13 protein-coding genes and 1 pseudogene are annotated in these 11,976 nt (G+C 66.9%); 8 read left to right on the forward strand and 6 right to left on the reverse strand.

Going from position 1 to position 11,976, the window contains the following annotated elements:
* Positions 1 to 18: 18 nt before the first annotated feature.
* Together A5658_RS20555 and A5658_RS20560 are read right to left on the reverse strand one after the other, a co-directional pair.
* Positions 19 to 642, reverse strand: a complete 624-nt coding sequence (locus A5658_RS20555) for an MBL fold metallo-hydrolase (RefSeq protein ID WP_067339509.1) — start codon at positions 640 to 642, stop codon at positions 19 to 21.
* A complete protein-coding gene (locus tag A5658_RS20560; RefSeq protein WP_067339511.1) occupies positions 643 to 1,728 on the reverse strand; it encodes an S-(hydroxymethyl)mycothiol dehydrogenase in 1,086 nt (361 codons plus the stop codon).
* A gap of 38 nt (positions 1,729 to 1,766) precedes the next feature.
* Between A5658_RS20560 and A5658_RS20565 the strand changes: the two genes are divergently transcribed.
* Positions 1,767 to 2,591, forward strand: coding sequence for a serine hydrolase (locus A5658_RS20565; RefSeq protein ID WP_067339515.1), 825 nt, complete (start codon positions 1,767 to 1,769; stop codon positions 2,589 to 2,591).
* A 119-nt stretch (positions 2,592 to 2,710) separates the two neighbouring features.
* Positions 2,711 to 3,223 (forward strand): DUF3145 domain-containing protein, encoded by a 513-nt coding sequence (locus tag A5658_RS20570; RefSeq protein ID WP_067339535.1) that lies wholly within the window; start codon positions 2,711 to 2,713, stop codon positions 3,221 to 3,223.
* A gap of 3 nt (positions 3,224 to 3,226) precedes the next feature.
* Here the strand turns inward: A5658_RS20570 and A5658_RS20575 are convergent, their stop codons facing one another.
* From A5658_RS20575 to A5658_RS20585, 3 genes are read right to left on the reverse strand one after another with little or no spacing between them, the layout of a single operon-like run.
* The gene (locus tag A5658_RS20575) at positions 3,227 to 3,580 is read right to left on the reverse strand and encodes a DUF732 domain-containing protein (RefSeq protein WP_067339517.1); all 354 of its coding nucleotides are present in this window, start codon (positions 3,578 to 3,580) and stop codon (positions 3,227 to 3,229) included.
* 17 nt (positions 3,581 to 3,597) lie between these two features.
* Entirely contained in the window at positions 3,598 to 4,560 is a 963-nt protein-coding gene (locus A5658_RS20580; RefSeq protein ID WP_067339519.1) for a diacylglycerol kinase, read from the reverse strand.
* A complete protein-coding gene (locus A5658_RS20585; RefSeq protein WP_197503179.1) occupies positions 4,557 to 6,152 on the reverse strand; it encodes an FAD-binding oxidoreductase in 1,596 nt (531 codons plus the stop codon). Before A5658_RS20585 ends, A5658_RS20580 begins: the two co-directional genes overlap by 4 nt.
* A 41-nt stretch (positions 6,153 to 6,193) precedes the next feature.
* On the opposite strand from A5658_RS20585, the gene A5658_RS20590 reads away from it, so the two are divergent.
* The 6 genes and pseudogenes from A5658_RS20590 to A5658_RS29140 all read left to right on the forward strand — a co-directional run bounded on the left by A5658_RS20590 (position 6,194) and on the right by A5658_RS29140 (position 11,339).
* Positions 6,194 to 6,757 (forward strand): TetR/AcrR family transcriptional regulator, encoded by a 564-nt coding sequence (locus tag A5658_RS20590; protein WP_067339527.1) that lies wholly within the window; start codon positions 6,194 to 6,196, stop codon positions 6,755 to 6,757.
* Complete coding sequence (locus tag A5658_RS20595) at positions 6,754 to 8,289, forward strand: glycerol-3-phosphate dehydrogenase/oxidase (RefSeq protein ID WP_231997397.1); 1,536 nt, start codon at positions 6,754 to 6,756, stop codon at positions 8,287 to 8,289. Before A5658_RS20590 ends, A5658_RS20595 begins: the two co-directional genes overlap by 4 nt.
* A gap of 50 nt (positions 8,290 to 8,339) precedes the next feature.
* Positions 8,340 to 8,972: a TetR/AcrR family transcriptional regulator gene (locus A5658_RS20600; protein ID WP_067339533.1), complete on the forward strand. Its 633-nt coding sequence runs from the start codon at positions 8,340 to 8,342 to the stop codon at positions 8,970 to 8,972.
* A 77-nt stretch (positions 8,973 to 9,049) separates the two neighbouring features.
* Entirely contained in the window at positions 9,050 to 10,666 is a 1,617-nt protein-coding gene (locus tag A5658_RS20605) for an FAD-dependent monooxygenase (protein ID WP_067339534.1), read from the forward strand.
* A pseudogene (locus A5658_RS29425) lies at positions 10,663 to 11,139 on the forward strand (SGNH/GDSL hydrolase family protein); the annotation flags it as partial. The gene A5658_RS20605 and the pseudogene A5658_RS29425, both read left to right, overlap by 4 nt.
* Before the next feature lie 68 nt (positions 11,140 to 11,207).
* A complete protein-coding gene (locus tag A5658_RS29140) occupies positions 11,208 to 11,339 on the forward strand; it encodes a hypothetical protein (protein WP_255361357.1) in 132 nt (43 codons plus the stop codon).
* Positions 11,340 to 11,359: 20 nt separating this feature from the next.
* Here the strand turns inward: A5658_RS29140 and A5658_RS20610 are convergent.
* A partial coding sequence (locus A5658_RS20610) for a LysR family substrate-binding domain-containing protein (protein WP_067339538.1) occupies positions 11,360 to 11,976 on the reverse strand: 617 nt, incomplete at its 5' end.

The raw sequence follows: 11,976 nt of genomic DNA on the forward strand, positions 1-11,976 counted from the left end.
CAGGGTGCTCGACGGCGGTTAGTGGCCGCGGGCGACCCATTCGTCGTAGTGCACGATTTCGTCGCCGATTCGGGTGGTGTCGCCGTGACCGGTGTAGACGACCGTGTCGGCCGGGAGGTTGCCGAGCCGGCCTGAGATCGAGGCCAGGATTGTCGGGAAGTCGGAGAACGACCTGCCGGTCGCGCCCGGTCCGCCGGAGAACAGGGTGTCGCCGCTGAACACCGCGCCCAGGTCGGGGGCGTACCAGCAGACCGATCCGGGGGAGTGCCCTGGAGTGTGCAGAGCGTGCAGATCAAGGCCGGCGACGGTGAGCCTGTCGTCGTCGGCGATCGCGCGAAAGTCTTTGTCCGGGTGCGTCATCTGCCACAGCATGTCGTCGGCGGGATGCAGCAGGACCGGAGCGTCGAGCGCCTCGCCCAGCTCGGGTGCGACGGTCACATGGTCGTTGTGGCCGTGGGTGCAGACCACCGCCACCACATTGCGGCCTTTCACCGCCTCGATGATGGGGGCCGCGGTGTGCGCGGCGTCGAACACCACCACGTCGGAGTCGTCGCCGACCAGCCAGATGTTGTTGTCGACTTCCCAACTGCCGCCGTCGAGTTCAAAGGTGCCGTGGGTGACGATACGTTCGATGCCAGCCATCTACAGGATCACCACCGAGCGCAGCACGCTGCCGTCGTGCATTTTGTGAAAGGCCTCTTCGACGTCGCCGAGGCCGATGCGTTCGGAGACGAATTTCTCCAACGGCAGTCGGCCTTGGAGGTAGAGATCGATCAGGGTGGGGAAGTCGCGTTCGGGCAGGCAGTCGCCGTACCAGGACGACTTGAGCGCCCCGCCGTGGGAGAAGAAATCGATCAGCGGCATGTCCAGTTGCATGTCGGGTGTCGGAACACCAACGAGCACAACGGTTCCGGCGAGGTCTCGGGCGTAGAAGGCCTGCTTCCAGGTTTCCGGGCGGCCCACGGCGTCGATGACCACGTTGGCGCCGAAGCCATCGGTCAGGTCCTGGACGGTCTTCACGACGTCCAATTCGCGGGCGTTGACGGTATGGGTGGCGCCGAATGCGCGGGCCCACTCCAGCTTGGTGTTGTCGGTGTCGATCGCGATGATCCGGCGGGCGCCGACCAGGGCGGCGCCGGCGATCGCGGCGTCACCGACCCCGCCGCAGCCGATGACGGCGACGGTGTCGTCGCGGGTGAGGGCGCCGGTGTTGATCGCCGCACCGAGGCCGGCCATCACCCCGCAGCCCAGCAGGCCCGCCACTGCCGGGTCGGCGTCGGGGTTGACCCTGGTGCATTGTCCCTGGTGCACCAGCGTCTTGTCGGCGAACGCGCCGATGCCCAGCGCGGGGGTCAACTCGGTGCCGTCGGTCAGCGTCATCTTCTGGGAGGCGTTGAACGTGTCGAAGCACAACTGCGGGCGGCCACGCTTGCAGGCCCGGCACTGCCCGCACACCGCGCGCCAGTTCAGCACCACGAAATCGCCTGGTGCGACGGCAGTTACACCGTCACCGACGGCCTCGACGGTGCCTGCGGCTTCGTGGCCCAGCAGGAACGGGAACTCGTCGTTGATGCCGCCCTCGCGATACGTCAGGTCGGTGTGGCACACCCCGCACGCGATGACATCGACGACGACCTCGCCCGGGCCGGGATCGGGAATGACGATGTCCACCACCTCGACGGGCTCACCCTTTTTCCGCGAGATGACTCCACGCACTGTCTGACTCATGGGCTACAACCTAGTGGTTGGTCGTTAGGCTCAGCGCGATGCCCGCACTCGACGCGATCAAGGACTGGCCCGTGCCTAACGCTGCCGCGGCGGTGGTGGGGCGAAATGGTGTGCTGGCCACCCATGGCGACACCGCGCGACAGTTCGCGCTGGCGTCGGTGACCAAGCCCGTAGTGGCGCGGGCCGCACAGGTCGCCATCGAAGAAGGCGCGGTGGAGCTCGATACCCCGGCCGGCCCGCCCGGATCGACGGTGCGCCATCTGCTGTCGCATGCCTCCGGGTTGGCGATGCTCGACGGCAAGACGCTCGCCAGGCCCGGCACTCGCCGGGTGTATTCGAACTATGGCTTCGCGGTATTGGCCGAGACGGTGCAAGAGGCGTCGGGCATCGAGTTCGGCCGCTATCTGACCGAAGCGGTGCTGGAACCGCTGGGAATGACCGCGACCCGCCTCGATGGTGGAGCACAAACCGCCGGCTACGGGGCCACGTCGACGGTCGCGGACCTGGCGGCGTTCGCCACCGATCTGCTGTCACCGGCGACGGTGTCACGCGAGATGCACGCCGAAGCGATCAGCGTGCAATTTCCCGGTCTCGACGGTGTCTTGCCTGGCTACGGGGTTCAGCGACCTAACGATTGGGGGCTGGGCTTCGAAATTCGCGACTCGAAGAACCCACACTGGACCGGTCTACGCAACTCGCCGGCCACCTTCGGCCACTTCGGCCAGTCGGGCACGCTGATCTGGGCAGATCCGGTCGCGCGGCTCGCCCTGGTGGTGCTCACCGACCGCGATTTCGGCGACTGGGCGCTGCCGCTATGGCCCGCCCTTTCTGACAGTGTCCTGAGTGAATACAACTCGGACTAGCGCAACATAGGCCTCACAAGGCACAATAGACACGCAAGGCACATAAATCGTTATATCTGCTCGTCGGAATCACCAGGTCGTTGGGGAAGACGTCCCTCGTGGAGCCGAAGGAGCAACAGATGCGTGCGTCCAACCAGTTCGCCGATGTGACCACTGGCGTGGTGTACGTGCACGCCTCGCCCGCCGCGGTATGTCCACATGTCGAGTGGGCGTTGTCCTCGACGCTGGCATCCAAAGCCAACCTCAAGTGGACCCCGCAACCGGCGATGCCGGGACAGCTCCGCGCGGTCACCAACTGGGTCGGGCCGGTGGGCACCGGCGCTCGACTGGCCAACGCGTTGCGCTCATGGTCGGTGTTGCGGTTCGAGGTCACCGAGGACCCGAGCGCCGGCGTCGACGGCCAGCGGTTCTGCCACACCCCACAACTGGGCCTGTGGAGCGGCGCGATGAGCGCCAACGGTGACGTGATGATCGGCGAGATGCGGTTGCGCTCGATGATGGCTGCCGGCGCCGACGCGCTGGCAGCCGAGCTGGATTCGGCGCTGGGTACCGCGTGGGACGAGGCGCTCGAGGCCTACCGCGACGGCGGCGACGGGGCCGAGCTGTCCTGGCTCAACCGCGGGGTGGGCTGAGACTTACATCAGCGGTGGCAGCGGGTTGAGCCACGCTGCAGAATTGTCGGTGTGTCCGGCGTATTCTGGGCAGTACGCCGAGATGGCAACGCCGACAACGTAACTGGATTGCTTGAGCGATAGACCGCTTTGCTTCATCAGCTTGAGCGCCAGCAGGCTGGGCTTCTGGTGATGATCGAAGCCGTCGCAGATGGATTGCGCGATCGCCGTCGCGGAATCGCGGTCGGCAATGGGAATCCCGTTCTGGGTTAGGGCGGAGATGAACGCGTCGTCGTTCGGGTCCGCGCCCGCGGATGGGGCCGACAGCAGCGCCATGAGCAGTGAGATCGTGCCCAGCGCCGACCATTTGCCGATCATCTGCTCACGCTAATCGATTACCTATCCGGCCGTAGGATCCATAACGCGCCCTTAACGGCCGCGATTTGAGCGGGTAACACGCAGGCGAAGTCGCCGTCGGCGTAGACGTTGATTCCCGGTGACTCCACGTCGACGGTGGTGACCCGCGCGGTGGTGACCTCGTCGAGGTTGACGTGGGTGCCTTTGTAGACGGTGGGGAAGAGACGGATCAGCCGGGTCCGCGACGCTGAGTGCACCATCGTGATGTCGAGTTGGCCATCGGTGGGATCGGCGTTGGGGCACACCAGCATTCCACCGCCATAGCTGCGGGTGTTGCCGAAGGCCGCGAGCGTGAGGTCGGTGACGATCTCCTGGCGCCCGTCGAGCACCAGCCGGAAGGGCAGTAGCCGCAACTGGGAGAGCTCGGCGAGCATGGCCAGGTTGTAGCGCATCCGGCCACGCGGCCAACGCATCCGGTTGGCCCGGTCGGTGACCAGCGAGTCGAATCCCGCGGCCGCGACGGTGCCGAACCATTTGGTCGCGCCGGTGCGGTCGCGAATCCGCCCGAGGTCGAGGTTTTCAGTCCAGCCGTCGGCGATGATGTCGGCGGCGGCGACGGAATCCTTTGTCGGCAAACCGAATTCGCGGGCATGGTCGTTGCCGGTGCCGGCCGGAACGATGCCGAGCGGGATGTCGGTTTCGGCGAGGGCCTGCAGCGCGTCGGCGATCACCCCGTCGCCGCCCACGACGACCAGCGCGTCGGTGCCGTTGTCGACCGCGGTGTGTAGCAGACGACGAGCGTGTTCGGCGTCGCTGCCGACGATCGCGGTGACGTCGACGCCGCGCTGTTGCAGTCGGGTGATCGCTTTCTCGGCGGCATGTGGCGCATTCCCATGTCCTGACGCCGGATTGGTCAGTACGGTCACCCGGCCAATCTGGCGGCGCGTTACATGGCGCCGCTCCTCCTCATCGCTTCGCTCTGCATCGTCGCGGCGCGTCACGGGATCAGCTTGCCGGGGTTGAGAATTCCCGCGGGGTCAAGCGTCGCTTTGACCGCTCGCAACACCTGCACACCGAGCTCGCCAACCTCGTCGACCATCCAGGGCCGATGGTCAGCGCCGACGGCGTGGTGGTGGGTGATGGTCGCTCCGGCTGCGACGATCGCGTCGCATGCCGCGGCCTTGGCGGCGCGCCATTGCTCGATCGGGTTACCGCGTTGCCCGGCGACGACCGTGAAGTAGAGCGAGGCACCGGTGGCATACACATGCGAAATGTGGCACAGCACGAGCGCCGGCGTGCCGGATTCGGCCAGCGCGCCGGTCAACGCGTCGGTGACCGCGGTCTTCAGCGCGGGAACGTTCGACCAGTCGGTGGCCGTCTCGAGGGTCTCGCACAATGCGCCGTTGGCCAGTAGAGCGTCTCGCAGGTACGGCGCGCCGAACCGGCCACGCTCCCAGGCTCGGGCCGGGCCCTCGCCCAATGACGTCCCGCCTGCCGCGGTCATCAGCGCCCGGGTTTCGGCGTGCCGGCTCTCCGCGTGCGCCGCGGTGCCCTCGAACACGGTGATCGCCAGGCAGCCGCCGGTGCTGTGGTTTTCGACTATGGGGTCGCCGCCGATCGACTCGGTGGTGGCCAGGTTGACACCGGTTTCGGCCTCATCGGAGAGCCGAATCACGGTCGGGCCGCTGCCGGTCTGGGTGACGACGCGCAATGCCGCTGTGCCGGTGGCGAAGTCGGGGAACGACCACGCCTCGTAGCGGGTGGCCTGCGGTTTGGGGTGGACGGCGACCCGCACCCGGGTGATGACGCCGAACACGCCCTCCGACCCGATCACCAGTTGCCGCAGATCCGGACCGGCCGCCGACTGCGGGGCACGCCCCAGGTCCAGCACCCCGGCAGGCGTGATCACCCGCAGGCCGCGGATCATGTCGTCGAACCGGCCATAGCCGGCCGAGTCCTGACCCGACGAGCGGGTCGCCGCAAAGCCGCCGATGCTGGCGAATTCGAAGCTCTGAGGAAAATGTCCGAGCGAAAACCCGTGCGCGCCAAGCAGTTCCTCGGCTTTCGGCCCGGTGACGCCAGCGCCGAACTCCGCCTCGCCGGACACCTCGTCGAAGGACAGCAGCTGGTCGAAGCGCCGCAGATCCAGCGACACCGCGGCGGCGAAATCACCCCGGATCGGGTCGAGCCCGCCGACCACGCTGGTGCCGCCGCCGAACGGGACGACGGCGATGCCGTGCTGCGAACAGTGCCGCAAGATCGCGGTGATCTCGTCCTCCGAGCCGGGCAGCAGAACCGCGTCGGGAGCATCTTGAACGCCGGAGTCCTTGCGCCGCAACAGGTCTAGCGTGGACTTGCCGCCGGCACGCAACAGCCGGTCATTGTCGTCGACGCGGCAATGCTCCGGGCCCACGATGGCGGCCAGCGCCTCGCGGTGTTCGGTGGTCAACTTCGACGGCGTCAGCCGAACCTGGTCGGCCTGAAGTTCGGCCTCCGAAGCTCCGGTCACGCCGAGGGCCTGGGTCAGCAGCGCGCGGACGCCCTCGGACAGCGGCTTGGCTTCGTGGGGGTCGCCCCAGGCGTTCCACTTCATCGGGGGTAGCAGATCGGCAGCCATGCGTTACAGTATTACACATGCTGTCAATCAGTAACGCTCCGGTTCAGGACCGCATCCTCGCGGCCGCCGCGAGCTGCGTGGTCGATTTCGGTGTCGAACGCGTGACGCTGGCGGAGATCGCGCGTCGCGCGGGCGTGAGCCGTCCGACCGTGTATCGCCGCTGGCCAGACACCCGCTCGGTGCTTGCCGCGCTGTTGACCAGCCACATCACCGAGGCGCTGGACGAGGTGCCGGTGCGCGGCACCGGCCGTGCCGCCCTGGTCGACCGGGTGGTCGCGGTCGCGGAGCGGCTGCGGGGCGACGAGCTGGTGATGGCGGTGCTGCGCTCGGAGTTGGCGCTGGTCTACATCGCGCAGCGGCTGGGCAGGAGCCAGCAGATGCTGATCGAGGCGCTGGCCAAGGGTCTTCGGGCGGCCCAGTACGACGGCAGCGTGCGCGCCGGCGACCCCCGCCAGATGGCCGCGATGGTCCTGCTGATCACCCAGTCGACCATTCAGTCGGCTCAGATCGTCCGCCCGATCCTCGATGCGGATGCCTTGGCCACCGAGCTGGCCCATTCGCTGAACGGATACCTGGCGTGATATCGACCGCTCTTAACGCCGCGCGCCGCGCCGCCGATCTGACCGCGCTGGCCGACGGTGCGCCCACCGACGTCGTCGTGATCGGCGGCGGTATCACCGGCACCGGCATCGCGCTGGACGCAGCCTCGCGCGGCCTGCGCGTCACGCTGGTGGAGAAGCATGACCTGGCCTTTGGCACGAGTCGATGGAGCTCCAAGCTGGTGCACGGCGGGCTGCGCTATCTGGCGACCGGCAACGTCGGGATCGCCCGGCGCAGTGCGATCGAACGCGGAATCCTGATGACGCGCAACGCTCCTCATCTGGTTCGCGCGATGCCGCAACTGGTTCCGCTGTTGCCGTCGATGAGCCGCACCAACCGTGCGCTGATCCGCGCCGGATTTCTCGCCGGTGATGTGCTACGCAAGACGGCGGGCACACCCGGGTCGGTTCTACCTGGCTCACAACGCATTTCAGCGCAGCGCGCGATCGACCTGGCCCCTGCCGTTCGGCGGGAGGGGCTCGACGGCGGCCTGTTGGCCTATGACGGTCAGTTGATCGACGATGCTCGACTGGTCGCTGCGGTCGCGCGGACCGCGGCGCAACGCGGGGCGCGCATCTTGACCTACACCTCGGCGTCGGAGGCCACCGGTACCTCGGTTCGGCTGACCGATCAGCGCACCGGCGAATCGTTCGACCTCGCGTCGCGCGCCGTCATCAACGCCACCGGAGTATGGGCGGGCGAGATCGACTCGTCGCTGAAACTCCGGCCCAGCCGCGGCACCCACCTTGTGTTCGACGCCAAGGCGTTCGGGAATCCCGTTGCGGCGCTGACCATTCCGATCCCCGGCACCCTCAACCGCTTCGTCTTCGCCATGCCCGAACAGCTGGGACGGGTTTATCTGGGGTTGACCGACGAGGACGCGCCCGGCCCGATTCCCGATGTGCCAGAACCGACGTCGGAGGAGATCAGCTTCCTGCTCGACGTGGTGAACACCGCGCTGGATATCTCACTGGACACCGCCGACGTCGTCGGCTCCTACGCCGGACTGCGGCCGCTGATCGACACCGGCGACGGGGAGACCGCCGACGTGTCGCGCGACCATGCTGTCATCGAGTCGTCCTCTGGGGTGGTCAGTGTGATCGGCGGGAAGCTCACCGAATACCGGCACATGGCCGAAGATGTCCTCGATCGGGCCATCGAGCTGCGCGGCCTGCAAGCCGGCGCGTGCCAGACCCGAAACCTGCCCCTGGTCGGTGCCCCGAGCAACCCGGGCTCGACGACCGCGCCGATGGCCGGGCTGCCCGAGTCGCTGGTGCTGCGCTACGGAGCAGAGGCGGCCAACGTGCTCGCCACGGCCAACTGCGAGCGGCCCGCCGATTCGGTCGCCGACGGAATCGACGTCACGCGTGCGGAATTCGAATATGCGATCACCCACGAGGGGGCCCTGACCGTCGAGGACATCGTCGACCGGCGCACCAGGATCGGACTCGTCGGCACCGACCGCGAACGGGTGATCGGGGTCGCCGAGGAGTTTCTGGCGCGTTCCAGCTGATGCGATACCATTAAACGGAACTTGATCGTATCGAGTATAGGGGCAGGCCCATGGAGTCGGAGGCGGGCCGATCGACGCCGACCAGGCGCCCGGCGGGCGCCAAACGACGGCTCGACCGGTCGCTGGACGCCGCCATTTTGGACGCGACCCTGGCCGGGGTGGCCGAACGGGGTTACGACCAGTTGAGCATGGACGACATCGCATCCCGCGCGGGCGTGGGTAAGGCCGCGATCTACCGCCGCTGGCCGTCGAAGGCTGTCGTGGTGGCCGATGCGATCGCCCACTGGCGGCGCCAACTTGGACCCGTCGAACCGCCGAACGCCGGCAGCCTCCACGACGACATCGAGGCATTGGTCGCGGCCGTTCCCGATCTGAATGACGCCGAGCTGAACATGATTCACGTCATCGTCGGAGTGGCGACGGCGGCGATGCACAATCCCGTCCTGGCGGCCGCCTTGGACGACTTGGTGCTGGCCATTCCTCGGCAGGTGGTTCGTACCATGCTGGACCATGCGGTTGCCCGCGGTGAGATACCCGCCGGCCGCGACTTGAGTCTGTTGCCTGACGTCCTGCTGGGGCTCAACGTCATAAGGGTGATGACCGGGCGGCCCATCGACCGGGTTTACGTCCGACGGGTGCTCGAGGACGTGCTCCTGCCGCTCACCGGCGCGCCCGTCCGATAGGGGTTGCGCGGCGCATTGGGAGGTGGCATTTTCGAACCTATACGGAACTGATTAGTTCCATATAGGAAGGAGCGGCGATGAGCGTCACCCGGGTGCCTGTTGTGATCGTCGGTGCCGGTGCCGGTGGGCTGACCGCGTCGGCGCTGCTGGCCAGGTACGGTGTGCGGTCGTTGCTGGTCGAGAAGCGCGACGAGGTCTTCATCTATCCGAAGGCGCGCAACCTGAGTTTCCGCAGCCTGGAGATCCTGCGAGAGCTGGGATTGGCCGACGAGGTGCACGCCGTAGCCGACGGCGTGTCCGACATGTTGGGAAAGCCGGCGCTAAACAGCGCCGAACAATGGCAGGCGTTCGACTCCGAGGCGATGTTCGGGCCCTTCAGCGAGGTCAGCCCCGAGCCCGGCGGCCAGTACTGCCCGCAGAGTGCGTTCGAGCCGATGCTGCTCAGGCTCATCCGCTCCGGCGAGAGCGAGGCGCGCTATGGGACCGAGCTATGCTCGCTCGAGCAGGATGACGCCGGTGTCACCGCCACAGTGCGACAACGGGATTCGGGCGTAACGGAAACCGTGCGTGCCGACTATCTCGTGGCCGCCGACGGCGTGCACAGCCCAGTGCGCAACGCGCTTGACATCACGACCACGGGCTACGGCGCCCTGCCGATCTATGTCGTGTTCATCTACTTCCGGGCGCCATGGCGAAAGTTCGTCCCGGAGCTCGGTGACGGCGACGCAGTGCAGGTCACAAACGCAGACGTCGACGGCATCTTCCTTCCGGTGCGCGACGACTTCGGCATGTTCATCACCACCTACTTCCCGCCCGAAGGGGATAGCGCCGAGCAATTCACCGCGCAGCATTGTCGTGACGTATTGACGAAAGCGATCGGTGAGCCGATCGACGTGGACGTCATCGATGTCGCGCCGTGGCAGCCCTACGAGCAGGTCGCCGACCAATTCCTCAGTGGCCGAGTGTTTCTCGTCGGCGATTCGGCTCACACGATGCCGCCGTTCAAAGCCGGCGGAGCCAACACCGCCATCCAAAGCGCGCACAACCTGGCGTGGAAGCTGGCCGCCGTCCTCGACGGGACAGCCGACCCCGCGCTGCTGGCCACCTACCAGGACGAGCGGCACCCGGTCGGCCGATTCAATGCGCGTCAGTCGCTCACCGGGCCGGCGCTACAGTTTCTGCGGCTCGACGACAATCACCCGAAATTGCCGGCGGATGAAGAGGCTCCGATGTTCGACCTGCTGATCGGCTACCAATACCGGTCAGCCGCAATTGTTTTCGAGGGCGGCACGCCCGGGAATTCCGATGCTCTGTGGGTGGTAGACGAGCTGCGGGCGCAGCCTGGCACCAGGGTGCCGCACGTGTGGGTGCACAGCGGCGGCCGACGAGTCTCGACGCTCGACTTGGTCGGACCAGGCTTCACGCTGTTCACCGGGCCCTCCGGCGCTGATTGGGCCACCGCCGTCGATGCGGTCTCCGCCACAATGGATGTCCCGATCAGCGTGCACAGCATCGGCGACGGCGAGATCGACGACAGCGACGGTGCATGGCCGCACCTGACGGGCTTAACGCCAGACGAGGCGCTCTTGGTGCGTCCCGACGGCTTCGTCGCCTGGCGCAGCGGGCCGCCGCCGCCTTCGCCCGAAGATCGTCTCGGCGAGGTGCTGCGGCAGATCCTTGGCCGCCGGCGATGAGCGATCGGCCGGTCGAAACGGTCGCGTGCCTGGGCTCTAGCACCACGGCGTCGAGGGGGACGTACAAATGGATCGACGAGTTAGAGAAGCGTTCGCAGAACAGCCGATTCCGATTCGCGAATTTCGGTGTGGGAGGGGACTTGTCGTTCAACACGGTCGCGGTCGTGGACCGGGTGATCGCCGTGCGCCCGCAGCGGGTGATCATTCTCATCGGCGCGAACGACGTCATGGCGAGCGTGTTTCCGAACTTCTGGCGATTCGTCCGGGTGGTCAAGCGGGTCTCCGAGGCGCCCTCGCCGGCGCGGTTCGAGGAAAACCTCGATTTCATCGTCTATCGGTTGCAGCGCGAAGCCAACGCAAAGATCGGGCTCAGTTCGCTTGGCCCATTGGGAGAAGACCCTAAATCGGAGCACCGACGAGGCGCACGGACGACATTCCGTTCGGGGAGTCATTCGAGGACCAACTCCTACGCGCGGGCACGGCAAAACCGTTCACCCACTTCTCGTTCGCGTCCTTCTACCGTGACTATCTGTTTCGGGAGATGGTCCTGCGTCAGAGCTTTGACCGGATCGCTCGTATCAACGGTTGGCAGTTCCACGTCGACGGCATTCACCTCAACACCGAGGGCGGGCGAATTCTCTCGGAGGCGGTTCAACAGTTCCTGGACTCCTAAGTCGTTGCCGCGCAACCCCGTCACCCGGGCCCGTCGCTGGCCGCCAGGATCAGATCGCGTATGACAGATGCGGTGTGTGGCTGCCACAGCGCCTGCACGGGAACCAACACCGGATCCTCGATGTCGAGCACCTGCACCGCGTGGCCCGCCGGCCCGGATGCGGAGGTAACGAACGAGACCCCGCCGTCGGTCAACGGCGCGACCTCGGGCGGGCAACCCTGAACCCGGCTGACCCGGTACCGCGGCTCGAAACCCGCGCGACGACAGACGTTGACCAGGAAGTCGCTGTAATACGACGACCCGGGTGGCGCCCACAGCACGATGGTTTCATCGGCCAGGTCGGCGACGGACAGGCTCGTCCGGCCGGCCAGTCGGTGAGCGCTCGGGACGGCGACTCGCAGCGCGTCATAGCGGACGATCCCGGTGGCCAACGATTCCTGCGGGACCACCCCGCGGCGCAACCCGAGGTCGATCGAGCCGTCGCGCACAGCGGCCACGAGTTGATCCGGAAACAGTTGCAGCGCCGTGAATGACGTGTCGGGCCACGCCTCGATCGCCGGTGCCAGCATCGCGTAGACCTCGTTGTTGTCGATCGCCGGGGAGTGCCCCACCACGAACTCATCGGGCTCCTCACTGG

The organism is Mycobacterium sp. 1245111.1 (genome assembly GCF_001673405.1).
GTDB lineage: Bacteria > Actinomycetota > Actinomycetes > Mycobacteriales > Mycobacteriaceae > Mycobacterium.

Bases quoted from the DNA above. Each gene is read 5' to 3' on its own strand.
- A5658_RS20590 (WP_067339527.1), top strand. From the start codon at position 6,194: ATGCTGTCAATCAGTAACGCTCCGGTTCAGGACCGCATCCTCGCGGCC.
- A5658_RS20560 (WP_067339511.1), bottom strand. From the start codon at position 1,728: ATGAGTCAGACAGTGCGTGGAGTCATCTCGCGGAAAAAGGGTGAGCCC.
- A5658_RS29140 (WP_255361357.1), top strand. From the start codon at position 11,208: ATGGTCCTGCGTCAGAGCTTTGACCGGATCGCTCGTATCAACGGTTGG.
- A5658_RS20575 (WP_067339517.1), bottom strand. From the start codon at position 3,580: ATGATCGGCAAATGGTCGGCGCTGGGCACGATCTCACTGCTCATGGCG.
- A5658_RS20570 (WP_067339535.1), top strand. From the start codon at position 2,711: ATGCGTGCGTCCAACCAGTTCGCCGATGTGACCACTGGCGTGGTGTAC.
- A5658_RS20565 (WP_067339515.1), top strand. From the start codon at position 1,767: ATGCCCGCACTCGACGCGATCAAGGACTGGCCCGTGCCTAACGCTGCC.
- A5658_RS20600 (WP_067339533.1), top strand. From the start codon at position 8,340: ATGGAGTCGGAGGCGGGCCGATCGACGCCGACCAGGCGCCCGGCGGGC.
- A5658_RS20555 (WP_067339509.1), bottom strand. From the start codon at position 642: ATGGCTGGCATCGAACGTATCGTCACCCACGGCACCTTTGAACTCGAC.
- A5658_RS20605 (WP_067339534.1), top strand. From the start codon at position 9,050: ATGAGCGTCACCCGGGTGCCTGTTGTGATCGTCGGTGCCGGTGCCGGT.
- A5658_RS20585 (WP_197503179.1), bottom strand. From the start codon at position 6,152: ATGAAGTGGAACGCCTGGGGCGACCCCCACGAAGCCAAGCCGCTGTCC.